Annotated in this window: 23 protein-coding genes; 12 read left to right on the forward strand and 11 right to left on the reverse strand. The window is 63.7% G+C overall.

Going from position 1 to position 25,821, the window contains the following annotated elements:
- Positions 1-25 precede the first annotated feature (25 nt).
- Positions 26-2,677 (reverse strand): DNA mismatch repair protein MutS, encoded by a 2,652-nt coding sequence (gene mutS / locus ACWGPT_RS03365; protein ID WP_452604511.1) that lies wholly within the window; start codon positions 2,675-2,677, stop codon positions 26-28.
- Between the two features lie 198 nt (positions 2,678-2,875).
- On the opposite strand from mutS, the gene ACWGPT_RS03370 reads away from it, so the two are divergent.
- Positions 2,876-5,161 carry an NADP-dependent malic enzyme gene (locus tag ACWGPT_RS03370; RefSeq protein ID WP_452604172.1) on the forward strand — a complete coding sequence of 762 codons (2,286 nt, stop codon included), beginning with the start codon at positions 2,876-2,878 and terminating at the stop codon, positions 5,159-5,161.
- Between the two features lie 3 nt (positions 5,162-5,164).
- Here ACWGPT_RS03370 and ACWGPT_RS03375 read toward each other — a convergent pair whose 3' ends face one another.
- The 4 genes from ACWGPT_RS03375 to ACWGPT_RS03390 all read right to left on the reverse strand — a co-directional run bounded on the left by ACWGPT_RS03375 (position 5,165) and on the right by ACWGPT_RS03390 (position 8,680).
- On the reverse strand, positions 5,165-6,034 hold the full coding sequence (locus tag ACWGPT_RS03375; protein WP_452604173.1) for a GNAT family N-acetyltransferase: 870 nt from the start codon (positions 6,032-6,034) through the stop codon (positions 5,165-5,167).
- Between the two features lie 197 nt (positions 6,035-6,231).
- On the reverse strand, positions 6,232-6,738 hold the full coding sequence (gene lspA, locus ACWGPT_RS03380) for a signal peptidase II (protein ID WP_452604174.1): 507 nt from the start codon (positions 6,736-6,738) through the stop codon (positions 6,232-6,234).
- Positions 6,735-7,595 carry a TrmH family RNA methyltransferase gene (locus ACWGPT_RS03385; RefSeq protein ID WP_452604175.1) on the reverse strand — a complete coding sequence of 287 codons (861 nt, stop codon included), beginning with the start codon at positions 7,593-7,595 and terminating at the stop codon, positions 6,735-6,737. Before ACWGPT_RS03385 ends, lspA begins: the two co-directional genes overlap by 4 nt.
- On the reverse strand, positions 7,592-8,680 hold the full coding sequence (locus ACWGPT_RS03390; RefSeq protein WP_452604176.1) for a class I SAM-dependent methyltransferase: 1,089 nt from the start codon (positions 8,678-8,680) through the stop codon (positions 7,592-7,594). The genes ACWGPT_RS03385 and ACWGPT_RS03390 overlap by 4 nt, the downstream gene beginning before the upstream one ends.
- Positions 8,681-8,983: 303 nt before the next feature.
- On the opposite strand from ACWGPT_RS03390, the gene hpf reads away from it, so the two are divergent.
- A complete protein-coding gene (gene hpf / locus ACWGPT_RS03395) occupies positions 8,984-9,559 on the forward strand; it encodes a ribosome hibernation-promoting factor, HPF/YfiA family (protein ID WP_452604177.1) in 576 nt (191 codons plus the stop codon).
- Positions 9,560-9,624: 65 nt separating this feature from the next.
- Positions 9,625-10,086, forward strand: coding sequence for a PTS IIA-like nitrogen regulatory protein PtsN (gene ptsN, locus ACWGPT_RS03400; RefSeq protein WP_452604178.1), 462 nt, complete (start codon positions 9,625-9,627; stop codon positions 10,084-10,086).
- Positions 10,087-10,165: 79 nt separating this feature from the next.
- Here the strand turns inward: ptsN and grpE are convergent, their stop codons facing one another.
- Complete coding sequence (grpE, locus tag ACWGPT_RS03405) at positions 10,166-10,819, reverse strand: nucleotide exchange factor GrpE (protein ID WP_452604179.1); 654 nt, start codon at positions 10,817-10,819, stop codon at positions 10,166-10,168.
- Positions 10,820-10,906: 87 nt separating this feature from the next.
- Entirely contained in the window at positions 10,907-11,989 is a 1,083-nt protein-coding gene (gene hrcA / locus ACWGPT_RS03410; protein WP_452604180.1) for a heat-inducible transcriptional repressor HrcA, read from the reverse strand.
- Positions 11,990-12,160: 171 nt separating this feature from the next.
- Here hrcA and rph point away from each other — a divergent pair, with 171 nt between their 5' ends.
- Genes rph through hemW form a run of 4 tightly spaced genes read left to right on the forward strand, consistent with a single transcriptional unit; the run spans position 12,161 to position 15,142 of the window.
- Positions 12,161-12,880: a ribonuclease PH gene (gene rph, locus ACWGPT_RS03415; protein WP_452604181.1), complete on the forward strand. Its 720-nt coding sequence runs from the start codon at positions 12,161-12,163 to the stop codon at positions 12,878-12,880.
- Between the two features lie 24 nt (positions 12,881-12,904).
- Entirely contained in the window at positions 12,905-13,300 is a 396-nt protein-coding gene (locus ACWGPT_RS03420; RefSeq protein ID WP_452604512.1) for a VOC family protein, read from the forward strand.
- Positions 13,301-13,313: 13 nt separating this feature from the next.
- Positions 13,314-13,958, forward strand: a complete 645-nt coding sequence (rdgB, locus tag ACWGPT_RS03425; protein ID WP_452604182.1) for an RdgB/HAM1 family non-canonical purine NTP pyrophosphatase — start codon at positions 13,314-13,316, stop codon at positions 13,956-13,958.
- Positions 13,955-15,142, forward strand: coding sequence for a radical SAM family heme chaperone HemW (gene hemW / locus ACWGPT_RS03430; protein WP_452604513.1), 1,188 nt, complete (start codon positions 13,955-13,957; stop codon positions 15,140-15,142). The genes rdgB and hemW overlap by 4 nt, the downstream gene beginning before the upstream one ends.
- 67 nt (positions 15,143-15,209) lie before the next feature.
- Here the strand turns inward: hemW and dnaA are convergent, their stop codons facing one another.
- The 4 genes from dnaA to mutM form a co-directional block, all read right to left on the reverse strand.
- Positions 15,210-16,778 carry a chromosomal replication initiator protein DnaA gene (dnaA, locus tag ACWGPT_RS03435; RefSeq protein ID WP_452604183.1) on the reverse strand — a complete coding sequence of 523 codons (1,569 nt, stop codon included), beginning with the start codon at positions 16,776-16,778 and terminating at the stop codon, positions 15,210-15,212.
- A gap of 824 nt (positions 16,779-17,602) precedes the next feature.
- Positions 17,603-17,869 carry a 30S ribosomal protein S20 gene (rpsT, locus tag ACWGPT_RS03440; protein WP_452604184.1) on the reverse strand — a complete coding sequence of 89 codons (267 nt, stop codon included), beginning with the start codon at positions 17,867-17,869 and terminating at the stop codon, positions 17,603-17,605.
- A gap of 162 nt (positions 17,870-18,031) precedes the next feature.
- The gene (locus ACWGPT_RS03445; protein ID WP_452604185.1) at positions 18,032-18,808 is read right to left on the reverse strand and encodes an enoyl-CoA hydratase; all 777 of its coding nucleotides are present in this window, start codon (positions 18,806-18,808) and stop codon (positions 18,032-18,034) included.
- A gap of 16 nt (positions 18,809-18,824) precedes the next feature.
- Entirely contained in the window at positions 18,825-19,715 is an 891-nt protein-coding gene (mutM, locus tag ACWGPT_RS03450) for a bifunctional DNA-formamidopyrimidine glycosylase/DNA-(apurinic or apyrimidinic site) lyase (protein ID WP_452604186.1), read from the reverse strand.
- A 146-nt stretch (positions 19,716-19,861) separates the two neighbouring features.
- On the opposite strand from mutM, the gene ubiE reads away from it, so the two are divergent.
- The 5 genes from ubiE (at position 19,862) to coaBC (ending at position 25,794) form a co-directional block, all read left to right on the forward strand.
- A complete protein-coding gene (gene ubiE / locus ACWGPT_RS03455) occupies positions 19,862-20,638 on the forward strand; it encodes a bifunctional demethylmenaquinone methyltransferase/2-methoxy-6-polyprenyl-1,4-benzoquinol methylase UbiE (protein WP_452604187.1) in 777 nt (258 codons plus the stop codon).
- Positions 20,639-20,680: 42 nt separating this feature from the next.
- Complete coding sequence (ubiB, locus tag ACWGPT_RS03460) at positions 20,681-22,243, forward strand: 2-polyprenylphenol 6-hydroxylase (RefSeq protein WP_452604188.1); 1,563 nt, start codon at positions 20,681-20,683, stop codon at positions 22,241-22,243.
- 143 nt (positions 22,244-22,386) lie between these two features.
- On the forward strand, positions 22,387-23,694 hold the full coding sequence (locus tag ACWGPT_RS03465) for a hypothetical protein (RefSeq protein ID WP_452604189.1): 1,308 nt from the start codon (positions 22,387-22,389) through the stop codon (positions 23,692-23,694).
- Positions 23,691-24,488: a hypothetical protein gene (locus ACWGPT_RS03470; protein ID WP_452604190.1), complete on the forward strand. Its 798-nt coding sequence runs from the start codon at positions 23,691-23,693 to the stop codon at positions 24,486-24,488. Before ACWGPT_RS03465 ends, ACWGPT_RS03470 begins: the two co-directional genes overlap by 4 nt.
- 94 nt (positions 24,489-24,582) lie before the next feature.
- Complete coding sequence (gene coaBC, locus ACWGPT_RS03475; RefSeq protein ID WP_452604191.1) at positions 24,583-25,794, forward strand: bifunctional phosphopantothenoylcysteine decarboxylase/phosphopantothenate--cysteine ligase CoaBC; 1,212 nt, start codon at positions 24,583-24,585, stop codon at positions 25,792-25,794.
- Positions 25,795-25,821 lie beyond the last annotated feature (27 nt).

Here is a 25,821-nt window from a genome sequence, read left to right on the forward strand (position 1 = left end):
TCATCATGCGGTGTTCACACTGTCTCTATTCGCTCCGCAATTCCTTGCGCAACGCATAGAGCGCCTCAAGGGCTTCGCGCGGGGTCATGTCATCGGGATTGATGGCCTTCAGCGCCTCCTCCACCTTCGATGGCCCTGCCTTACGATGTTCCTCTCTCCGGACGGCCACCTGGAACAGCGGCAGGTCGTCGATCAGCTGGCTGGCCGGGTTCTTCCGGTCGGAATCCTCCAGCTTCGTCAGAACGTCCCTTGCCCGGGCCACAACGGAGGCCGGAAGGCCGGCAAGGCGGGCGACCTGGATGCCGTAGGAGCGGTCTGCGGCACCGGGGCCGACTTCATGGAGGAAGACCACCTCGCCGTCCCACTCCTTGACCCGCATCGTCGCATTGGAAAGCCGGTTCAGCTTCTCCGACAGGACCGTCAGTTCGTGGAAATGCGTCGCAAAGAGCCCGCGGCAGCGATTGACCTCATGCAGGTGCTCGACCGCCGCCCATGCGATGGAAAGGCCGTCGAAGGTCGCCGTTCCGCGCCCTATCTCGTCGAGGATGACCAGCGAGCGGTCCGTCGCCTGGTTGAGGATCGCCGCCGTCTCGACCATCTCGACCATGAATGTCGACCGGCCGCGGGCGAGGTCGTCGGAAGCGCCGACACGCGAAAAGAGCCGGTCTACCACGCCGATATGCGCGGAGGCCGCGGGCACGAAGGAACCCATCTGGGCGAGCACGGCAATCAGCGCGTTCTGCCGGAGGAAGGTCGACTTGCCGCCCATGTTGGGGCCCGTCAGCAGCCAGAGCGCGCCGAATTCCCCGTCCTCCGACGGCGAGAGGTCGCAGTCATTCGCGATGAAGGGCCCTTCCGACTGCCGCCGAAGCGCCTGCTCCACGACGGGATGGCGGCCGCCCTCGATGGCGAACATCCGAGAAGCGTCCACCGTCGGCCGGCGATAGCCCCACTCTTCGGCCAGGAGGGCAAGGCCCGCCGCCACGTCGATCACGGCGATTGCCCGGGCACCCTTCTTGATCGCTTCGGCATTGCCGGTCACGGCCTCGACCATGCGGTCGAAGGCCGCCAGCTCGATTGCCAGCGCGCGATCCGCGGCATTAGCGATCCGGCTTTCCAGGTCCGCAAGCTCGGTCGTGGTGAAGCGCATCGCATTCGCCATGGTCTGGCGATGGATGAAGCGCGCCTTGGCCTCCGGCCCCTCGGTCATCGGACCGGCATTGCCGGCGGTGACTTCGATGAAATATCCCAGGACGTTATTGTGCTTGATCTTGAGGGAGCGGATGCCGGTTTCCTCGGCATACTGCAGTTGCAGCCCGGCGATGACCCGGCGGGACTGGTCGCGCAGGGCGCGCACCTCGTCCAGGTCAGCGTCGGCCCCCTCCCGCAGGAACCCTCCGTCGCGCTTCAGGAGCGGCAGGTCGTCGGCCAACATCTCCCCGAGCTGCTGCTCCAGATTTTCGGGCAGCGACCGGAGGTCTTCGAGCGCCGCGCCGAGTTCCTCCGGCAGCATGGACTTTTCCAGGAAGGCCGCGACGGCACGCGAAACCTCAAGCCCCCGCCTGATGGCTCCGAGATCCCTCGGGCCGCCGCGGTCGAGCGCGAGACGGGAAAGCGCCCGCGGCATGTCGGGAACATGCTTCAAGGCCGCACGAAGTTCGGAGCACAGCGAAGGTTCCTCGATCAGGAAGGATATAGAGTCCAGCCTGCGGTTGATCTGCGACGGGTCGGTCAGCGGCGACATCAGCCTTTCGGCGAGTAGGCGGGCGCCACCGCCCGTCACGGTACGATCGATCGTCTTCAGGAGGGTCCCCTCCCGATCTCCGGAAAGGGTCCGGGTCAGCTCGAGATTGCCGCGCGTGGCAGGGTCGATGAAGAGCGTGGATGCGGCGCTTTCGCGCTCGGGGATGCCGAGCGGCGGCCGCTCGGCAATCTGCGTCTTCTCCACATAGGCGATCGCCGCTGCCGCCGCCGCCAGTTCCGCGCGGGAAAAGCTGCCGAAACCGTCGAGGGTGCCGACGCCGAAATAGCGGACGATACGTCCCTCGGCGCTCGCGCTGTCGAAGAGGATGCCCGGTTGCGGGACCGCGACCTTGCCCAGGACGTCGAAAACCGGCTTCAGGTCGGCGTCCTGGAACATGGTGTCCGGCACGATCAACTCGCGCGGGTCGATCCGCAGGATGTCGGCAAGCAGCCGCGACTGATCGGTCTCGGCGAGCCGGAAGACGCCCGTCGAGATGTCGATCCACGCGAGCGCCAGCTGCGGTTCAGCGCCGCCGCGGATACGGGCAAGCGCCATCAGGTAATTGGATTCCGAGGGAGAAAGCAGCTTTTCCTCGGTCAGGGTCCCCGGCGTCACGAGCCTGACGACGTCGCGCTTCACCACCGACTTCGAGCCGCGCTTCTTCGCTTCCGCCGGGTCCTCGACCTGCTCGCAAACCGCGACCCGGAAGCCTAGCGAAATCAGCTTCTGAAGATAGTCGTCGGCAGCGTGGATCGGGACGCCGCACATCGGGATGTCCTGACCCATGTGCTGCCCTCGCCGGGTCAGCGTGATCCCGAGCGCGCGCGACGCTTCCACCGCATCTTCGAAGAAGAGCTCGTAGAAATCTCCCATCCGATAGAACAGGAGCGATCCCGGGTTGTTCGCCTTGATCTCGATATACTGTTCCATCATCGGCGTGGCCGATGCGCGGCTTTCCGCCGTGGCCAGTTCGGCGGCGGTCAGGGCGTCGATGGAGAATCTTTCAAATTGCGTCACGGAACCGGTTTTTTGTTGCGCAGGGGAATTGGCAACACTATCGATGTTGGCCCCGGAAATACAACAGCTGCCGCGGCCGTAACAACGGCTGCCCACAGGAAGCTGGGAGGAAGAATGCCCCTGAACGAGAAGGCCACCCGATCGCGCACGTCGGTAACGGAGATCGAAGCGCTTGCCTTTCATGCCGAAGGCCGACCCGGCAAGCTTGAAATCACTCCCACCAAGCCAATGGCGACGCAGCGGGACCTGTCACTGGCCTACTCGCCGGGCGTCGCCGTTCCCGTCAAGGCGATCGCCGCCGATCCCGCCACCGCCTACGACTACACGGCGCGCGGCAACATGGTGGCCGTGATCTCCAACGGCACCGCCATCCTGGGACTGGGAAATCTGGGTGCGCTGGCCTCGAAGCCGGTCATGGAAGGCAAGGCCGTGCTGTTCAAGCGCTTCGCCGATGTCGATTCCATCGACCTCGAGGTCGACACGGAGAATGTCGACGAGTTCGTCAACTGCGTGCGGTTCCTCGGCCCCTCGTTCGGAGGCATCAACCTCGAGGACATCAAGGCGCCGGAATGCTTCATCATCGAGAGCCGCCTTCGCGAACTGATGGATATCCCGGTCTTCCATGACGACCAGCACGGGACCGCGATCATCGCGGCAGCGGGCCTCGTCAACGCGCTTGAGCTGACAGGACGGGACCTCCGCACCACCCGCCTCGTCTGCAACGGCGCCGGCGCGGCCGCGATCGCCTGCGTCGAACTCATCAAGGCGATGGGCTTCAACGCGGACAACATCATCCTCTGCGACACCAAGGGCGTCATCTACCAGGGCCGCACCGAGGGCATGAACCAGTGGAAATCCGCCCATGCCGTCAAAACGGACAGGCGGACGCTCGCTGAGGCGATGAACGGTGCCGATGTCGTCTTCGGCCTGTCGCAGAAGGGCGCCTTCTCCGAAGAGATGATCCGATCGATGGCCGACAGGCCGATCATCTTTGCGATGGCCAATCCCGACCCGGAGATCACGCCGGAGGAAGTCGCCCGCATCCGCGACGACGCGATCATGGCGACCGGCCGCTCCGACTACCCCAACCAGGTGAACAACGTTCTAGGCTTCCCCTACATTTTCCGCGGCGCGCTCGACGTGCGGGCGACGCAGATCAACGACGAGATGAAGATCGCCGCAGTGCGGGCTCTCGCGAGCCTGGCCCGCGAGGACGTGCCGGACGATGTCGCCGCAGCGTATCAGGGGAACCGCCCGATATTCGGATCGCAGTACATCATTCCCGTGCCCTTCGATCCGCGACTGATCTCGGCCATTCCGGTCGCGGTTGCCCAAGCCGCCATGGAAAGCGGCGTCGCGCAGAAGAACATTCCCGACCTTGCCGCCTATGCGCGCGAACTGTCGGCACGACGCGACCCGATCGCGGCGACGACACAGGGCATCTACGAGCGCGTGCGTCGCTTCCCCAAGCGCGTCGTGTTCGCCGAGGCCGAGGAAGAGCAGGTCATGCGGGCGGCCGTTTCGTTTGCCCATCACCAGCTCGGCACCGCCATCCTGCTCGGACGCGACGACGTCATCCGCACGACCGCGGAAAAGGCCGGAATCGATCTCGACCGGCCGAACATCGAGATCGTCAATGCCCGCCTTTCGACGCGCGTGGACGCCTATGTCGACTATCTCTACGAACGCCTGCAGCGAAAGGGCTTCCTGCTGCGGGACGTGCAGCGCCTGATCCACAATGACCGCAACCATTTTGCCGCGACCATGGTCGCAGTCGGCGATGCGGATGCGATGGTGACGGGGACAACCCGGAACTATGCAACGGCGCTGCAGGATATCCGCCGCTGCATCGACACGAAGCCCGGCCATCGCGTCATCGGCGTATCGCTTGCGCTGTCCCGCGGACGGACGGTGTTCGTCGCCGATACCGCGGTTCACGACATGCCGACCGCCGAGGAACTCGCCGATATCGCGGTCGAGGCAGCGAGCGTCGCGCGCCGCATGGCATACGAGCCGCGCGTCGCGCTCCTCGCCTATTCCACCTTCGGCCAGCCTACCGGGGAACGTTCCGAACGGGTGCGGGAAGCCGTGAAAATCCTCGACCGTCGCCGCGTGGACTTCGAGTATGACGGCGAGATGGGTGCCGATGTGGCACTCAACCCGCAGCGGATGGAACAGTATCCCTTCTGCCGCCTCTCCGGAACCGCGAACGTGCTGGTGATGCCTGCCATCCATTCCGCGTCGATCTCGACGCGCATGCTGGCCGAGCTGGGTGCCGCGACGGTGATCGGCCCGCTGCTCGTGGGGCTGGACAAGTCGGTGCAGATCACCTCGATGGGCGCCAAGGATTCCGACATCGTGAACATGGCGGCGATCGCCGCCTACAACGCCGGCACTTAGCGATCAACTGGCAAAGCGTCCGGCGTCCGCACCGTAATAGTTGATATAGCGGTGAGAGATCGCGGAGATCGGAAGGACGACCAGCACGTCGGTCGTATTGAAGGCGGCGTCGACCACGGCGCCGTCTCCGATCATGGCGCCGAGGCGGAGATAGCCCTTCACCAGCGGCGGCATCGCCGCCAGCGCCTTGCGCGCATTCACGCCTTCCCGCGGCATGAGATCCATATCCCGCCGAAGTTCCGGCCGGGCCTGGACGGCCCATTCACCCGTCGCATTCACGTTATGATGGAGAAATGACAGCGCCAGCGCGTGCTCCTCCGGGCGAACGCCCGGGAAGGATGCGCAGCCGAACATGGCGGAGATGCCGTGCTTCAGCGCATAGGCCCAGTTGCCCTGCCAGAGAAGCTCGACCGTGCGCTTCGTCCTGTAGGCCGGCAGCACGCAGGAGCGGCCGAGTTCCATGAACTGCTTGTCCGGATGACGTGCCAGAAGCGGTGCAAGGTCAAACTCCGAGGCACTGTAGAAGCCGCCGTTGGCGGTCGCCACCTGATGGCGCAACAGGCGATAGGTACCGACGATCTGTTCCTCGATCTCGCCGTCGACAGAGCGATCGACCACCAGAAGATGGTCGCAGATGGCATCGAAGGCGTCGATGTCTCGGCGCAGGCGCATGGCCTCTGGCGGCAGCTGGGCCTTCATCTCTTCGACAAAGACGCGGTAGCGGACAGCCTGTGCCGCATCCACTTCCCGCGCGGTTCGGGCCAGGCGGGTCTCAAGGCTGCCGATCCGCCCGAGAATCTCGTCGGCCGGATGCTGAACCACGATGTGGGTGGGGTTCGCGTTCACGTCATGCTTCAGAAGGTCTAGCGCCATGGTGATTTGCCCCGCAGGTCCAATTCACCGCCGTCTAATCATCTTCCCGCAACAGAAAAATGACAGCAACTGTCACAATAGGTTCCAGCGGCACCCGTCGTCAATGCAGTTCCTTCGACAAGGGCGCGTGCCCGCCTCCTCGCCCTGCTCCCGGCGCGGGCATATGGCCGGGCCGCCGCCGCAGGGCCGAGAGATTTCTACTCTTTCGTGCGGGCGCGGGACGCCCTTGCACCGACGAGTTCGTCCAGGATGACGAGAGCGGCCCCGACGGAAATGAAGCTGTCGGCGAGGTTGAAGACGGCGAAGGACCAGGTGCTCGTATAGAAGAGAATGTAGTCGATCACGTGCCCGTAGACGAAACCGTCTATCAGGTTGCCGATGGCTCCCGCGACAATGAGGGTGAAGCCCAGTTGGGCGAGCCACCGCTCCGCGGGCGTCCGGCGCCACAGCCAGAAGACGAAGGCGACGATGATTATCCGCATGCCGACGATGAACTCCCGCTCCATTCCGGAGAGAAGGGAGAATGCCACACCAAGATTATAGGTACGGTAGAGCGCCAGCATCGGAAGCACGGGAACGGCTTCCTCGAGCGGCAGATAGTGCTCCACCGCAAGCTTGATCGCCTGATCCAGCAGGACGGCAAGGACAATCAGCGCTGCAATCACGAGCGGCCGGGAGAACATGGACGGGTTCGCCGCAGTCATTTCGCATCCTCGAGTTTCAGGAGGTGTCGGCGGGCCTCGAAGAGCATGACGGCGGTCGCCACCGCAAGATTGAGGCTGTCGGCCCTGCCCTGCTGCGGAATGCGGACCAGTCGATCAGCCGCCTTGGCGAGCGCCTCGGGCAGGCCGGACTGCTCGTTGCCCATCAGCAGGACCGTCGGTTTCTTGTCGTAATCAACCGTCCGGTAATCGACGGCGCCGGCCAGGTGCGTCGCGACCACCTGCGCCCCCGAGCGCTTCTGCCAGGCGAAGAACTCCTCCGTCGTCGCCCTGGCGAGCGGTACTGCGAAGACCGATCCCATCGTGGCGCGAACGGTTTCAAGCGAGAAGGGGTCTGTACATTCGCCGACGAGTATCACCCCGGAGGCCCCGGCCGCGTCCGCCGTACGGATGATCGTGCCGAGATTGCCCGGATCGCGCACGCGATCGAGCGCCACATAGGTCGTCCCCTTCGCGGGCTGCAGATCATTGAGCGGCGCCCAGCGCTGCTCGAAAATCCCCACAACCATTTGCGGATTGTCCCGCCGCGTGATGGAGGAAAGAACCTTCTCGCTCACTTCGAGCACCAGCCCGCCCTTGGCGACCGTCCGGGCGGCGACCTGTTCCACGAGGGGCTTTCCCTTGGCCGCCTTGGCGTAGACGAGTATGCGGATCGTCCAGCCGAGTTCCAGGGCATCGATGACGAGCTTCAGCCCTTCCGCCATGAAGGTTCCGCTCTGCTCGCGGTCCTTCTTGTTGCTGAGGGCCTTGATGTCCTTGACGATCGGGTTGGAGAGGCTGGTGACCTCCTTGACCTGGCCGACGCGGCCGGAGCCGCCTTTGTTATTGTCGTAGTTCATTCGCGCACCCAGCGGCTGAAGAGAGACGTGGACAAGGCGCGGCCGGAAGCATTGCCGTCGATGCCTGTCTCGCGGATCACCAGCTCGCCGGATTCCACCAATCCGCCGGCGCCGCGCATCGTTTCGCGCATCAGTTCATGAATAGAGTAGAAGCTCGCCCGGATGGAATAGGCAGTCAGTACCAGCCCGACAGCACGTGGTGACAGAAGTTCACGGCACACGTCCAGCATCACGGGCAGGTGCTCGAACAGATGCCAGACCTCGCCGTTTGGACCACGGCCGAACTTCGGCGGATCGGTAAGAATGATGTCGTAGCGGTTGCCGCGGCGCTCCTCCCGCTGGATGAACTTCATGGCGTCTTCGCATATCCAGCGGATCGGGGCCCGATCAAGGCGCGACAATGCTTGGTTCTCGCGAGCCCAGCCGATCGCCTTCTTCGATGCATCCACATGGGTCACCTCCGCACCGGCAGCGGCTGCGACGAGCGAAGCCACTCCGGTGTAGCCGAACAGGTTCAGCACCTTGAGCGGACGATCCGCAGCCTCGACCTGCCGCTTCATCCATTCCCAGTGGACGATCTGTTCCGGGAACACGCCGACATGGCGGAACGAGGTGAAGCGACCGAGGAAATCGACCCCGAGCAGCGTCAGGGGCCAGGTTTCACCCAGCGCTTCCTTGGGAAAGCGCCAGCGCCCGATACCGTCCTCGTCGGTATCTCCGGTGAAGACGGCATCAGCCTTCTGCCACTCCGCGGCGGAAAGTGACGGCTGCCACAGAGCCTGCGCCTCGGGCCGGACGATCCGATAGGGGCCGTACTGTTCCAGCTTCAGGCCGTTGCCGCTGTCGATGAGGTGAAAGTCTCCCGCGCCGGAGGATTCCAGGATCACCGGGACCCGCTCCGGGGGCCGTTCGCCGAGCCTCGCGATGAGGGCTCGCTGCGGGGCAGGCTCGGTCGCCGCCTTGCCGCCGGCGATTGCCGCTTCCTGCCTCTGTGGCTTGGCCGGCCTGTCAGGACGGGGACGGCTTGACTGCGGGCTACCGCTCCTCCCGGGCCTCCGCTCCGTACGTTTTTCCCTGTTCTTCACTGCATGTCCGATCGGTTGACGTTTCGGGTGCAAATAGCATCGGCCCGCCTGTTGGCAAAGGACTTTAAAGACTACAAAAGCCTGTCGGAAGGCCCCTTCTCGGGGCCCTCAAATAGGGATGCGTTGACTTTCGCAATCCACAGGCGTAGAAGCCCGCCGCAATTGCAACGGACAAAAGCAAGCACCCTTACCCACTTCGGTCATACCTTCTAAAAGCGTCCCGGCGCCGCGTGAAGCGCTTGGATGAGGTGGATGGTTGGCGTAGACTGAAACACGCAAGTCACAATAAGAAGGAACCAATCCATGAACGTGCGTGTATCTGGTAAACAGATGGAGATCGGTGACTCGTTCCGCCAGCGGATCGAGGATCAGATCGGCGAGGCTGTGGCCAAGTACTTCGACGGGGGCTACGCAGGTCAGGTGATCGTGGAGAAATCCGGGTCGCGTTTCTCGGCCGATTGCAAGATACATCTCGATACCGGCATCGTCCTGCATGCAGCAGGCCAGGCCAACGATCCGCAGCTGTGCTTCGATGCCGCCGCAGAGCGGATCGAAAAGCGCCTTCGCCGCTACAAGCGCAAGCTGAAGGACCATCATGGGGGTTCCCATGGCAACGGGCAGGCGGAAATCGCCTATACCGTCATGGATGCCATTCCGGAAGAAGATGAGGAACTGCCCGAGGATTTCGCGCCGACTATCGTGGCGGAAAGTTCGAAGCAGTTGCGTACAATGTCGGTTGCCACTGCCGTCATGGCTCTGGACATGACCGACGAACCGATCCTGCTGTTCAGGAGCCCCGGCAAGGAGGACCTGAACATCGTCTATCGCCGCAATGACGGCAATATCGGCTGGATCGACTCCACCAATATCAAAGGCTAACGATTCTGGGAGAGCGTCGGCAACGGCGCTCCCTCCACCTTGCGGTGGTAAAAAGGAAGAAGAGAATGGCTTTGGCAGATTTGCTGCAGCAAGATGCGATTATTCCCGCCCTCAAAGTGAATTCCAAGAAGCAACTGTTGCAGGAGTTGGCCGCGAAGGCCTCCAAGCTCACCGGAGTTGCGGAGCGGGAGATCTTCGACGTCATCCTGCAGCGGGAAAGACTGGGCTCCACTGGTGTCGGCCATGGCGTGGCCATTCCGCACGGCAAGCTCAGCAGCATTTCGTCCATCAGCGGCGTGTTTGCGCGTCTTGAAACGCCGGTGGACTTCGAGGCTCTCGACGATCAGCCCGTCGACCTCGTATTCCTTCTGCTCGCTCCGGAAGGCGCGGGAGCAGACCACCTCAAGGCCCTTTCGCGGATTGCTCGCGTGCTGCGCGATCAGGAACTGGTCGCCAAGCTGCGTCAGACCGATTCCGCATCGGCCATCTATGCTTTCCTGAACGAGGAACAGGCCAACGCGGCCTGATCGCCAGGGCTGAAGGCAAAACAAAAAAAGCCGCCCGGCGCCGATGGCAGCGGGCGGCTTTCTCTTTTTCAGGGCCGGGTCAACCGCCCGTCTTTTCGCTCTCTCCGGCAGCAGCCGCTTCCACCTTCGGGCCGCCCTTCGAAACGCCTACCATGGCCGGCCGCAGCACGCGGTCGCCGATCGTGTAGCCCGCCTGGACGACCTGGAGAACGGTGTTGTTCGGCACGTCGGCGTTCGGGATCTCGAACATCGCCTGATGGAAATTGGGGTCGAACTTCTGGCCCTCTGCGTCCATCTTCTTCACGCCGTGACGCTCCAGCGCGGACAGCATCGAACGCTCGGTCATCTCGACGCCTTCAAGCAGCGCGGTGAGGCTCTGGTCGGCCGCGGCCCGGACTTCGGCCGGCACGGCATCGATCGCCCGGCGAAGATTGTCGGACACGGCGAGCATGTCGCGTGCGAAACCGGCGACGGAATAGGACTTGGCGTCCTTGACGTCGCGCTCGGTGCGCCGGCGAAGGTTTTCCATTTCCGCGGCCATGCGCAGGAAACGGTCGCGAAGTTCGGCGTTTTCAGCCTTGATGGTCTCGACGGGATCCGGCTCCGCAGCCTGTGCATCTCCCGCAGCCGTTGCCTCATCCTGCAGGCCGGGCGCCATGGCCTCCGCAGCGCTGTCCAGGGCAGTTTCATGCTGGCCCGCGTCAGGTCCGTTTTTCTTCGTTTCGTCGGTCATGACCTTCTCCGGTGTATTCGTTCACAAAGTCGTGCCCGATATCGAGGTTCGAACCTCAAAAATCAAGACTGATGCAAGAATGGGATGTCATCGGGGCTGGCGGGTGAGCCTTGCAAGAAGCTGGGCGGTGTAATCGACCATGGGGACGACACGGGAATAGTTGAGACGCGTGGGGCCGATCACGCCGACGGCGCCGACGATGCGTTCCTCCTGATCCCTGTAGGGCGCCACGATGAGCGAGGAGCCCGACAGCGAGAACAGCTTGTTCTCCGAGCCTATGAAGATCCTGACGCCCGGGCCACTCTCGGCAAGGTTCAGGATCTCGATAAGACTGTCCTTCTTCTCCAGGTCGTCGAAGAGCAGGCGCAGCCTGTCCAGGTCGTCAAGATCGGTCATGCCTTCCAGGAGGTTGGCCCGGCCGCGCACGATAAGCTGGTTCGGCTTGCCGTCCTCGCGCGTTCCCGACCACACCGCCAGGCCACGCTCAACGAGTTCCTGGGACAGGGCGGTGAGTTCGGTCTGGACCTGCGTCTTCAGCTTCTCCAGCTCGGAGCGAAGCTCGAAGAGCGTCTGGCCCGCCAGATGGGCGTTCAGAAAATTTGCCGCCTCGGTCAGCTGCGAAGACGTCACGCCCGCAGGCAGTTCGATGATCCGGTTCTCGACCTGATTGTGCTCTCCCACCAGGACGGCGAGCGCCTTGGTCGGCTCCAGACGGATGAACTCCACATGCTTGAGGAGCGGGTCGTTCTTGGTCGTCACCACGATGCCCGCACCGCGCGACACACCGGATAGCATCCGGCTCGCGTCGTTCATCAGGCTTTCCAGCGGCCGGTCGCGATCCTCCAGACGGATCTGGCGGTCGATGCTGGTCCGCTCTTCCTCGGAAAGATCGCCGACCTGCATGAAGGCATCGACGAAGAAGCGCAGGCCGGACTGGGTCGGCAACCGTCCTGCGCTGACGTGCGGCGCATAGATAAGGCCCAGTTCCTCGAGGTCACTCATGACATTGCGGACGGATGCCGGCGAGAGCGACATGGGCAGGAGGCGCGAGAGATTTCGAGACCCGACCGGCTCTCCCGTTTCGAGGTAGCTTTCAACGATGCTCCTGAAGATCTCGCGCGAACGGTCGTCGAGTACCGCGCGGCTTTCCCTTCGTCCCATCAATCCCATTTTTTCTTTGAGCTCTCTGCTTCGTACTGGACGAATATAGTCATCCGCCGATGTCTTCGCCACACGGAAAGTTCTGCACGGTTGCGGATGCACGAGGCCGCTCCGAGCCTTTTTCTTTGCAAATGACGGGCGAGGCCCGTAGAACGCCTTACCAATTCTCAGGAGCATGACATGCGGCCTTCAGGCAGAAAAACCGACCAGATGCGCGCCGTTTCCTTCGAGCGCAACTTTTCGAAACATGCGGAAGGGTCCTGCCTCGTCCGCTTCGGCGACACCCACGTCCTGTGCACGGCAAGCCTGGAAGAGAAGCCGCCGGCATGGCTGCGCAACAGCGGCAAGGGCTGGGTGACGGCGGAATACGGAATGCTGCCGCGCGCCACCGGCGACCGGATGAAGCGCGAGGCAGCCGCCGGCAAGCAAGGCGGCCGCACGCAGGAAATCCAGCGCCTGATCGGTCGCTCGCTGCGCGCCGTGGTCGACCTGACCGCGCTCGGGGAAAAGCAGATCACCATCGACTGCGATGTCATCCAGGCGGACGGCGGCACCCGCACGGCTGCCATCACCGGCGGCTGGATCGCACTGCACGACTGCCTGAAATGGATGGAAGCCCGTTCGATGACGAAGGTCGACAAGGTTCTCAAGGACCATGTCGCGGCGATTTCCTGCGGTATCTTCGCCGGGCAGTCGGTCATCGACCTGGACTATCTGGAAGACTCCGCCGCCGAGACGGATGCCAATTTCGTCATGACCGGCAAGGGCGGCATCGTTGAGATACAGGGGACCGCCGAAGGGGAACCCTTCAGCCAGGAAGAATTCCTTTCCCTGCTGGCGCTTGCCAGGGCCGGCACCGAGGAGCTGGTGGCGCTTCAGAAGCAGGCGATCGCAGCCTAGGAGAGAGCGGTGCTGATCGAAGGGATGCTGGAGACGGCCCTCTATGCGGAGAACCTCGATGCCGCCGAGGCCTTCTACGCCGGCATCCTGAAACTCGAACGCATCGTGCGCGCCGACAACCGCCACGTCTTCTTCCGCTGCGGGCCGGGCGTGCTGCTGATCTTCAATCCCGACGAAACCGTGAAGCCGCCTGCGCCTGATGGGCCGCAGGTGCCACCGCATGGGGCTCGAGGCGCAGGCCACGCCTGCTTCCGGGTTGCCCGCAACAATCTCGACGCAATCGCAGGCGCGCTCAAGGCGGCGGGCGTTGCGATCGAAAGCGACGTGGTCTGGCCGGGCGGGGCTCGGTCCATCTATTTCCGCGACCCCGCGGGCAACAGTCTTGAATGTGCCGAACCGGGCCTCTGGTCCGTCGGCTGAGGATATCGGAACCATGCGCAAGCTCGACACCAAAACGATCGTCGTCGCCAGCCACAATGCCGGCAAGATCCGGGAGATCGCCGAACTGATCGGTCCGCTCGGTTTCAGTGCAAAGTCAGCGGCGGAACTTGGACTTCAGGAGCCTGACGAAACGGGGACGACCTTCGAGGAGAACGCCGGGATCAAGGCCCTGGCTTCCGCCAAGGCCTCCGGGCTTCCGGCGCTTTCCGACGATTCCGGGCTCGTCATCGACGCGCTCGACGGAGCACCCGGGGTGTACACCGCCAACTGGGCCGAACGTGACGACGGCAGCCGGGATTTCGCGATGGCGATGGAGAAGGTCGAACGCGCACTCGAAGAGCGCGGGGCGACGACCGCCGGGCAGCGCACCGCGCGCTTCGTGAGCGTGCTTTGCCTTGCCTGGCCGGACGGCCACACGGAGTTCTTCCGCGGCGAAGTGGAAGGCACCGTCGTCTGGCCGCCACGGGGAGACAAGGGGTTCGGCTATGACCCGGTCTTTCAACCGAAAGGCCACGACCTTACATTCGGGGAGATGAGTTCCGACGAGAAACACGGCTGGCGTCCCGGCGAACCCGAGGCGCTTTCCCACCGAGCCCGCGCGTTCAAGCGCTTCGTGGAAACCTGCCTGGAGGGCTGAGCGCGTTGACCCTCGCCACCACCCTTCTGCCCGATACCGGCGAGCCGGGCTTCGGCGTCTATGTGCATTGGCCGTTCTGCGCGGCCAAGTGTCCCTACTGCGACTTCAACAGCCATGTCCGCCACCAGCCGGTGGATCAGCCGCGCTTCACGCAGGCTTTCCTGCGGGAAATGGCCACCACGCGTCAGATGGCCGGCCCGAAGACCGTCACGAGCATATTCCTGGGCGGCGGCACGCCGTCGCTGATGGAGCCGGCCACGGTCGCCGCAATTCTCGACGGCATTTCCCGCCACTGGCATGTGCCCGACGGGATAGAGATCACCATGGAGGCCAACCCCTCCAGCGTCGAGGCGGAACGTTTCCGGGGCTATCGGTCGGCGGGCGTCAACCGGGTATCGCTCGGCGTGCAGGCACTGAACGATCCAGACCTTAAGTTTCTCGGCCGTCTTCATGACGTGGCCGACGCCCTGAAGGCGATCCGCCTGGCGCGTGAGATCTTCCCGCGCATGAGCTTCGACCTGATCTACGCGCGCCCGGGGCAGACCGTCGCGGCCTGGGAGGCCGAACTCGTGCAGGCGATCTCCTATGCGGTGGACCACCTCTCGCTCTACCAGCTTACCATCGAGGAAGGCACGCCCTTCTATGGCCTTCACAAGGCCGGCAAGCTCGTGGTTCCCGACGGCGATCAGTCCGCCGACCTCTACGAGGCGACGCAGGAAATTACCGCACGGCACGGGCTGCCCGCCTACGAGGTTTCCAACCATGCGCGACCGGGCGCCGAAAGCCGCCATAACCTCACCTACTGGCGCTATGGCGATTATGCCGGGATCGGCCCGGGGGCGCACGGGCGACTGACGCGCGGCGCGTCCAAGATCGCGACCGCGACCGAGCGGCGCCCCGAGACATGGCTGGACATGGTGGAGCGGCAGGGCCATGGACTTGTCGACCAGGAAGAGCTGGGCCGCGACGAACAGGCCGACGAACTGCTGCTGATGGGCCTCCGGTTGACGGAAGGCGTGGATCTTGCCCGCTGGCAACAGCTTTCCGGACGCGATCCCGATCCGGCGCGGGAGCAGACGTTACTGGAACACGGCTTCATCGAGCGCCTCGGCAATTCGAGGCTGCGCTGCACGCCCAAGGGCATGCTGATCCTGGACGCCGTGGTCGCGGATCTGGCCTGCTGACGTTCCGACAGCGCCGATCAGAAACCCCTTAAAGTGAAAGGCCGGCATCTCTGCCGGCCTTCTGGTATCAGGCGTTGTTCTCGTTGATCAGGCGCTTCAGAAGCTCGACCTCGTGGCAGAGCTTGGTATCGCCGGAGATCAGTTCCTCGATCTTGCGGACGGCATGCAGCACCGTCGTGTGGTCGCGTCCGCCGAAACGGCGGCCGATCTCCGGGAAGGACCGCGGCGTCAGCGTCTTCGACAGGTACATGGCGATCTGGCGCGGCTTCACCACGACGCGCGTCCGACGGTTGGAGACGAGCTCCTGCCGCGACACATTATAATGGCGGGCGACGATGCGCTGGATGTCCTCGATCCGGACGCGCTTGGCCTCTCCCGTTCCGACCAGGTGGGCAAGCAATTCGTCGACGCGCTCGATCGAAAGCGAAGGCTCGAACGAACGGCGGAAAAGCAGCTGGTTGAAGGCGCCTTCCAGTTCGCGGCCGCTGTTTGCGACGTTGCGGGCGACATGCGAGAGGATATCGACCGGAATGTCGAGCGAGGCATCTTCCTGCTGGGCCACTTCGAGGCGGCGCTTCAGCATCTCGAAGCGCATTTCGAAGTCGGGGCTTTCCATCTCGATAGCCACGCCGCCCTGCAGACGCGAACGGACGCGCGGATCGAGGGATTCCAGTTCCCAGGGGGCGCGGTCAGCCGCAACGACGACCTGCTTGGCACTGTCGAGCAGCGTATTTAGGAGATGGCAGAACTCGTTCTGGATCATCTTGCCTTGCAGGAACTGCATGTCGTCGATGATCAGCAGGTCGATATTGCGCAGGGAATCCTTGAGGGTCAGGGCATTGTTGTCACGGATCGCGGTTGCGAAACGCCACATGAAGTATTCGGCGGTCAGGTATACGACCCGCGGCGCCCTGGCGCTTGAAACGGCGGCGTTGGCAATCGCCTGCAGAAGGTGCGTCTTGCCCAGCCCGACGCCGGAGTGGATGAACAGCGGGTTGAACCGCACGGCGCCCGCACCGGCCTCCGCGATGGTTCGCGCTGCCGCCAGGGCCACGCGGTTGGACGGGCCCACGACATAGGTTTCGAAGGTGTAGCGGGTATCAAGCGGCGATCCGAAAAGCGGAGCGGCGGCGTTCGGACGCGGCGTGGCCGCGCCGGCCTGAACCGTTGTGATCTTGCCCAGTTCGCGCACGGCGGATTGGCGCGCGGCGGAGCTGGTTACGGCCGCGGCAAGAGCCGCCTCCGCCACACGGGGATGGGTATCGGCAGAAGCGGGGCGCGGATTGCGGCTGGCGGTCCGAACCAGGATCTCCACCTTCAGGATACCGGCCTCCTCCGCCTGGAAGAGGCTGGTGATCAGGTCGAGGTAGCGATTGGTGATCCAGGACTTCAGGAAGGTGGTCGGTACGCTCAGGCGAACGACGCTCTTGGAGAATGAATGAAGCTTCAGTCGCCCGAACCAGCTGGTGTATACATCCGCCCCAACCTGGGCCTTCAGCCGTTGCTTGACACGACCGAAGAGGGCTTCATGCGTCATGTCCGCGCTGTTCTCTTGGGCCTGTGATGCCGGTCCGAATCCCTGTCCTGCATGGTCCGCCTCGTTCAGCGCACGTGCCGTCGCCGTGTTGGTGTGCATTTATTCTGCCGCCTTCCACTTCTTGTACCGGCGGCACCGCTGCCGCCGACTATCTTCGATCCCCGGGACCCCGACCCGCTGCCGCGAAATCGTGGATCCGTCCTACATTCTTCGTCGTGTCCGATGCCAGCCAAGAGACATCGGCCGATCGATTTCCCCTGTCGCGACGTTTCGCGACCATGCCTGCCGGCTCTCGTCCTCGTTACGGCGAGAGCCGTCTCCACTCCCCTCACTATTCGGCCGAAGATGGTCGGCACTCATAGACAAAGCAATCGCGTTCGGATTCCTGGCGGAAACCGGCACACAACCTTCGGTTACAATGGAAAGCGGACATGGCAGTCCGCAGCAAGGGTCAAAAAGCTGCTGCTCCGCGCAATGAAAACGCGAATGGCTGCGGCCTTTATGAAGTCGTCCCCGTGCCCTTGCTGAAGTCATTTAGGCAGGATCAGGGTTGGAGATCAATGCCGATTTTTACCCTAAATTAATTGGCGACCGTTGACTCTTTCGAGCGGATTGGCATCACCGGAAACGGGTTTTGGAGAATCGCTGTTGAATCAACGAGATTCAAAAACGCCACCTCAAATTACCCGCCGCACACAGAAAAAATAAAAAAGAACTTGACTCGGTTTTCGCCTCATTCAAAGCGAGCCCGAAACCAGCACGCCGTGACAACCTCTAACAAGCTATTGATAAATATATATTTTTTCTGTCACTGCAGTGACACGTTGCGGCCGGTCTCCGTCATTCAACTGACGTGCAAAAGCCGGAATCAGAAAAGCCCGGCACAAGGGCCAGGCTCATCACAGATTTTTGATTTGCTAATATTAGACCGAGAGAGCCTTCACGCGGGCCGCCAGGCGCGACACCTTGCGAGACGCGGTATTGCGATGAAGGACACCCTTCGTCGCTGCGCGGTGGATCTCGGGCTGAGCCGCCTTCAGAGCTTCGGCGGCAACTGCGACGTCACCGGTGGCAATCGCCTCTTCCACCTTGCGGATGAAGCCGCGAACGCGCGAACGGCGAGCCTTGTTGACTGCGGTACGGCGAGCGATCTTGCGGGTCGCCTTTTTCGCCGAAGTTGTATTGGCCATTTATGCCTCTCTACGAATTCGAACCAAACTCCACCGTTGCCGCGGTCGTCAGCGACCAAACCTTCAGCAATTCGGGAGCATTAGAGGAAGCCTTGACGGGCTTTCCCAACTGTAGCGCGGCATATAACTTGAATGACGCCCGCCGTCAACGCGCATTTTGCTTCAGCGGTTGGTGAAGTCGGGCTTCCGCTTCTCCACGAAGGCTGCCATTCCTTCCTTCTGGTCGGCGGTGGCGAACAGGGACTGAAACAGGCGCCGCTCCAGGCGAAGTCCCTCGGCCAGCGTCAGCTCGTCGGCCCTGTTGACGGCGTCCTTCGCCATCAGCACCGCGACCCGCGAGAAGGACGCAATCCTCGCGGCCGCCTCAAGCGCTTCATCGAGCAGGCGCTCCGTGGAAACCACGCGGGCAACGAGACCTGCCCGTTCGGCCTCTGCCGCGTCCATCATCCTGCCGGTCAGGACGAGGTCCATGGCCTTCGCCTTGCCCACCGCCCGCGTGAGCCGCTGCGATCCGCCCATGCCGGGAATGACGCCGAGGGTGATTTCCGGCTGCCCGAACCTGGCGTTCTCCGCCGCGATGATGAAGTCGCACATCATGGCAAGTTCGCAGCCCCCGCCTAGCGCATAGCCCGAGACCGCTGCAATCAGAGGCTTGCGCGTCGCGGCGATCGCATCCCAGCCGCCGAGCAGGTCCTCGAGGTACGCATCGACGAAATTCACCGGCTGCATTTCCTTGATGTCGGCGCCGGCGGCAAAGGCCTTCTCCGATCCGGCCAGCACGATCGCCCCGATCTCCGTATCGGCTTCGAAGGCGCGAAGCGCCTGCGTAAGTTCGCGCATCACGGTCGAGTTCAAGGCGTTCAGCGCCTTCGGACGGTTAAGCGTGATCAGCCCGACATTGCCGCGCGTCTCGATCAGCAGCGTTTCGAAATCCTGCATGGTGGTGGCTCCTCCCCTATTTCTGGCAACTGGCACAATAGAAAGAAGAGCGGCCAGCCTGGACAATGCGCGAGACCGTACCGCTGCACCCCGGCGTCCTGCAAGCCTCTCCTTCCCGGTCGTAGACGGAGAAGGAGTGCTGGAAATAGCCCAGCGAACCGTCGGCCTGGATGTGGTCCCGCAACGAAGAGCCCCCGGCTGCGATGGCATCGGCGATGACCGCGCGAATGGCGTCCGTCAGGAGCAGGAGTTCCTTCTTCGGCTTGCCTGTCGGCGTCACCAGGGATCCTGATTTGCGAAGCGGCGAGAGGTGCGAGCGCCAGAGCGCCTCGCAGACATAGATATTGCCAAGCCCCGCGATCAGGCTCTGGTCGAGAAGGGCACCCTTGAGGGGCTGGCTTTTGCCGGCCAGCCGCTTTGCAAGATAGCCGGCATCGAGCAGGTTGCCGGTGGGCTCGGGGCCAAGCCCGACGAAGGGGGGATAGGCATCCAGCTGGCTGCGTTTCCAACGATGCATGAAGCCGAAGCGCCGCGGATCGTTGTAGATCACCCGGCAGCGACCTTGCTGAGACTGCAGGTGGAAGACGACATGGTCATGCTTTTCGTCCTTCGAGCGTGGAAGGGCGAAGTCTCCCGGCAATTGCGAACCCGACCCTTCTTCGATCCGGAAGGAGCCGGACATTCCGAGGTGGGAGATGATGGTCAGGTCGCCGTCGAGCTCTATCAGCAGATATTTTGCACGCCGCCCCAAGGAGAGGATGTGCCGTCCCTCCACCGCGGCGGCGAAATTCTCCGGAAGCGGAAAACGCAGATCCTGCCGGCGAAGCTCCAGCCTGTCGATGGTGGCCCCCTCCATTGCCGGCGAAAGCCCGCGCCGCACCGTCTCCACCTCTGGCAATTCCGGCATGAGTATCTAACTTCCTGTTCCAAGCCCCGCCCGCCTCGTCTATAGACCGAGACCAGCGGCCGCATCGTCGTCGACATGCGGCACAGATAGCGAGGCGAAAGCGATTTCGCTATGGTCGCCGACCGGATGACGAACAAGGAGTTCCGATGAGTGAAGCACGCACCTCCGCAGATGGCGGCATGGAAACGTCCTACGGTTTCCGCCAGGTCGCCGAGGGCGAGAAGCAGCACCTCGTCAACGACGTCTTTCACAAGGTCGCAAAACGCTACGACATCATGAACGACGTCATGTCGGGCGGGCTTCACCGGCTCTGGAAGGACGCCATGGTGGCCGCGCTCAACCCGCGCAAGGACCCCGCATTCAATGTGCTGGATGTCGCCGGCGGTACGGGTGACATCGCCTTCAGGATCGTCGAGGCGTCAGGCCGGAAGGCTCACGCGACCGTTCTGGACATCAACGGCTCCATGCTCGCCGTGGGGGCCGAGCGGGCCCGCAAGAAGGGCCTTTCCGACAACCTCACCTTCGTGGAGGCGAATGCCGAGGAACTGCCGTTCCAGCCGAACACTTTCGACGCCTATACGATCGCCTTCGGCATCCGCAACGTGCCCCGCATCGATGTGGCGCTGTCGGAAGCCCACCGGGTGCTCAAGCGCGGCGGCCGCCTGCTGGTTCTGGAGTTTTCCGAAGTGGAACTGCCGCTCCTCGACCGGATCTACGACGAATGGTCGTTCAAGGCGATCCCGCGGTTCGGGAAGATGATCACCGGTGACAGCGAGCCCTACCAGTACCTCGTCGAGTCCATTCGCAAGTTCCCCAATCAGGAGAGCTTCGCGGCCATGATACGCAATGCCGGCTTTTCCCGCGTCAGCTATACCAATTATTCGGGCGGCATCGCTGCGCTTCATTCCGGCTGGAAGCTGTGAGCGTATGATGCGGATGAAAATGCATCGCGTCGGGGCCTGCCCATGAGCACGATCGGGGCCTATTTCCGGCTAGCCCGCGTGGGCTGGGTGCTCGTCCGCGAGGGCGTGGTCTCGGCTCTCCCGACGCAGGACATGCCGCCCTCCATCGGCATCCTCAAGGCGCTGACGGAGCCGTTCGCCCGCTTCCGTGCAAAACGCGAGGCCCGCAGCATACGCCTGTCGCGCGCCGTCGACCGACTCGGCCCGTCCTACGTGAAGATCGGACAGTTCCTCGCCACCCGTCCCGATGTGGTCGGCGTGGACTGGGCGCTCGATCTCGCCATGCTCCAGGACCGCATGTCCTTCTTCCCGACGCAGACAGCGAAGGCGGAGATAGAACTTTCGCTCGGCCGAACGATCGCCGATCTCTACTCCGAATTCGGCGAACCGATCGCGGCGGCCTCCATCGCACAGGTCCATCCCGCCCATGTCAACGGACGCAAGGTGGCGGTCAAGGTGGTGCGACCGGGCGTGCGGCAGCGTTTCGCCCACGACATCGAAAGCATGTACCTGCTCGCACGGATGCAGGAGCGGTTCATGCCCTCCAGCCGCCGGCTCCGCCCCGTCGAGGTTACGCGAACGCTCGAGCAGACCACCAAGGTGGAGATGGACCTTCGCCTCGAGGCGGCGGCCCTGTCCGAGATCGCAGAAAACACTAGGAACGATCCGGGCTTCCGGGTACCGGTCGTCGACTGGGAAAGGACTGGCCGTGACGTCATCACCATGGAGTGGATCGACGGCATCAAGCTGTCGGACATGGATGCGTTGCGGGCTGCCGGCCACGATCTCGATCGACTTGCCGAAACGCTGATCCAGTCTTTCCTGCGTCATACGCTGCGTGACGGCTTCTTCCATGCCGACATGCATCCGGGCAACCTGTTCGTCGACGATGTCGGCACGATCGTCGCCGTCGACATGGGGATCGTGGGACGCCTGGGGAAGAAGGAGCGGCGCTTCCTCGCGGAAATCCTCTACGGATTCATCGTCCGGGATTACCGGCGCGTCGCCGAGGTCCATTTCGAGGCGGGTTATGTGCCTGCCCATCACGACGTCGCGAGCTTTGCCCAGGCGATCCGCGCCATCGGAGAGCCCATTCACGGGCAGCCGGCTGAGACGATTTCCATGGCGCGACTGCTGGCGCTGCTCTTCGAGGTGACCGATCTCTTCGAGATGCAGACACGACCGGAACTGATCCTCCTGCAGAAGACGATGGTCGTCGTCGAGGGGGTTTCGCGGATGCTGAACCCGCGCTTCAACATGTGGAAGGCGGCCGAGCCGGTGGTCGGCGACTGGATCCGGGACAATCTCGGCCCGAGGCGGATCGCCAGCGACCTGAAGGACGGGGTGAAGGCCGCGGTGAAGCTGGCCGAAGCCCTGCCGGAGATTGCCGCCCAGACCGAGAAGTTCCATCACCAGGTCGTTCACATGAGCGAGCACGGGCTGCGTTTCGATCCCGAAACCACCGAGGCCATCGGCCGCTCGGAAGCTCGCCACAGCCGGTCAGGGCGGGTCGCCCTCTGGATCATTGCGCTGAGCCTCGTCTATCTCGCCATCGCTCTCACCTGAGCCCACGGCCGGCCGGGCCGATCCTCGGCCGGCACCGATGCCGGAAACGTGCGGACTCTGGCGTATGAGCGCGCCGGAACCGGCCTTCATTTCGCCGGTTTCCTCTCCATCTCTTAAGAAATTCAATCGTCTGGAGTAGCTTCATGGCACTTGGCGCATCGCAGCGACTGCAGGACGGGGTGGTCGCCGTCGAAACCATGACCCGCTTCGCGCTGGCGGTCCTGGCTCTCGCCTCCGGTGTCTATACCTATCTCGGCGTCCGAAGCCTGCTCGACGGATCGCCCACGGCCGTCTTCTTTGCGGCGATCATCTATTCCGCCGCCGTTTCAGTCGCGATCTACGCCTTCTGGTCATACATGACCCGCTTCTATCCGCATGTGACAGGACCCGCCGCCCGCGGCGCGATGCTGGGCGTCATGGCGCTCGGCTGTGCCATGATCATTGCCATGTCCAGCTGGCTGAACGCGGCGGCGCTTGCCGGTTCGGCGGCGCTGGAGCAACACCTTGCAGAAACGCTTGAAGACTATACGGCCGATCTCGACAGGGCGCACCAGAACGCGCTTGCCGCACAGAGCCTCCTGCCGGACATCCAGCGAACCTCCGAGCGTTTTGCGCGTCTTGCCGGGGACGAGCGGGAATCCGGTGCGCTTACCGGCACCACGGGTTCCGGCAGCGTCGTCCAGCTCCTCACGCAGATGTCGGCACAGCTCGGTGAACTGGAAGGCGGCATCATCGCGTCGCGCGAGCGGGTCACCAGCCTCTTCGACCAGGGCCGCACCCATCTCGAAACGATGCGCACCCTCGTCTCGGCGCCCGGCGCCATCGCCCCACGCAGCGACCAGTTCTCCGCGGAAGTGGTGGCTCTTTCCGGGGTCATAACCTCGCTTCAGCAGACATCCATCGCGCCATCGGTCAAGCGCGCGGCGGAGGATCTCACCCTTGGCTTCATCGCTCCGGTCGCGGACGGCCAGGGCGCGGATCTCGCCGACCGGCAGGACCAGGTGATGGCGACAATCCGCACGTCCGTCGCGGCACAATCGACGGTCCTGTCCCAGGCGGCCGACGAAATCCTCGCGCGGGAGCCGGTCGCCGAGCGCAGGTTCGTGCCGCTTTCATCGGCCGAAGCGGTATTGCGCTATGCGGGAGACTTCATTCCGGCCTGGGCCGGTGCGATCTCCATAGACCTTCTTCCCGCGGTACTGGTTTTCATGCTGGCCGTCGTACACGGCGCCATCCGCAGGCAGGACGAGCGCCTGCCGTTTGCAGACCGCATCACCGCAGCCGAGCTTCTCGAGGCGCTCGAGGTACAGAAGGCCATCGAGCGGTCGGGGACCAACACCGAGGAGGCCATCTGGCGGACCGAGGCCGAGGTCGCCGAGCCCGATCACGCAACCAACATCACCAATCTCGACATGCCGCCCAAGGTCCCGAGAAAGGGGCCGCCGGCATGACCCCGTCCGGTTTCGCCTCCCGCGTCAGGGAGACCCTCCTTCGGACCGACGACGGAGCGCTGATGCGCTACGCCTTCCTCACCCTCCTGGCTGCAACGGGCGTCTTCGTCGCCGTCGACATCCGCGAACTGAGCCTTTCCAGTGCATCCCCTCCCGGGCATGACCCGATGCGAACGGATGCCCCGGTCCTGCCGCCCGCGCTGACCGACGGGGTGCCGCAGGCTCCGCCCCTCCAGCCGGACAGCCCCTCGGAAGTGCTGCGCCAGCCCATTCGGTTCGAGCTCGGCTCCGGCGGGGAACTGAAGGCGGAAGGGTCAATCGATGTCGGCGCGGCGGCGCGCTTCGCGCAGGAGATCGAGGCACGCGGCGAGTATGTGACCTCCGTGGCGCTGAATTCGCCGGGAGGATCGGTCGAGGACGCGCTGCAGATCTCGCGGCTTATCCGGGAACGCGGACTGAACACGAAGGTCAAGGCGAGAGCCCTCTGCGCGTCCTCCTGCCCTCTCGTCTTTGCCGGGGGCGTCTGGCGCGAGGCGGAGGCTGATGCCATCGTGGGCGTCCACCAGGTCTTCAACGGCGGACAGGTGCGGCCGACAGCCGAAGAGGCGATGTCGGGCGCCCAGAACACCACGGCTCGCATCGTCAGGCACCTGGAAGACATGGGCATCGGGGCAGGCCTCTGGATCAACGCTCTGGAAACGCCGCCGGACAGGCTCTACTACCTGACGTCCGAGGAGATGGCCGAATTCAAGCTGACGACGCAAGAGGTCGCAACCGGAGAGGCCGGCAATTAGCCGAAACCGCTTCCGTTTCCGGCTCCCCTACCGGACATTGCATGTTTGGAGGTGAAGGCTTAGCTTCCGCTGCAAATTCAGGGCGGGTCTCTCCATGGAACTTGGCGGAAAGCGTATTCTTCTGATCATCTCGGGTGGCATCGCCGCCTACAAGAGCCTGGACCTGATCCGGCGCCTCAGGGAGCGGGGCGCATCGGTAAGACCCGTGATGACGGCTGCCGCACAGGAATTCGTGACGCCGCTCGCCGTCGGCGCCCTTTCCGCCTCTCATGTCTATACCGACCTCTTCTCTCGCGAGGACGAGCAGGACGTGGGTCATATCCGTCTCGCCCGCGACTGCGACCTGGTGCTGGTTGCCCCGGCAAGCGCCGACCTTCTGGCGAAGATGGCCAATGGCCTTGCCAACGACCTTGCCAGTACCATCCTGCTGGCGACCGACAAGCCGGTGCTCGCCGCGCCCGCGATGAACCCGAGGATGTGGTCGGCGCCGGCTACCCAGCGCAATGTCGATATCCTTGGAGCCGACGGAATAAGGTTCGTTGGGCCGATGCGGGGCGAAATGGCCGAGGCGGGTGAGGCAGGTCTCGGCCGCATGGCCGAACCGGTGGATATCGCGGAAGCGGCCGCGACCCTGCTTGGCGGCGAGGATCGCCCCCTCGAAGGCCGCAGGGCCATCGTCACCTCCGGGCCGACCCATGAGCCGATCGACCCGGTCCGCTATATCGCCAACCGTTCGTCCGGGCGCCAGGGCCATGCCATAGCGAGCGCCCTCGCCCGGCTCGGCGCCGACGTCACGCTCGTGTCGGGACCGGTCACCATTCCCGATCCCGCCGGGGTGAAGACCATTCATGTGGAGCGTGCGGAAGAGATGCGCGATGCGGTCCTGTCGCGGCTCCCCGTCGACATTGCGGTCATGGTGGCAGCGGTCGCGGACTGGCGCGTTGCCGCCTCCTCGGACGAGAAGATCAAGAAGCAGGCGGGAGAGGCTCCCGCTCCGCTCATGCTGCAGGAAAACCCGGACATCCTGAAGACCGTTGGTCATCACGAAAAGCGGCCGCGGCTCGTCGTCGGCTTCGCGGCGGAAACGCAGAATGTCGAAGAGAACGGCCTATTGAAGCTCGAAAGGAAGGGCGCCGATCTCATCGTCGCCAATGACGTTTCCCCGCAGACGGGGATCATGGGAGGAACCCGCAATCGGGTGAAGATCCTCTCGCGTGGGGGGATCGAAGACTGGCCCGATCTGTCCAAGGAAGAGGTGGCCGACCGGCTGGCCAGGCTGATCGTCGAGCGGCTTGCAGAAAACTAGGCTGCGCGGGTGTCGTCCGGGGGAGAA

This window comes from Pseudorhizobium sp. NPDC055634, from assembly GCF_053618655.1.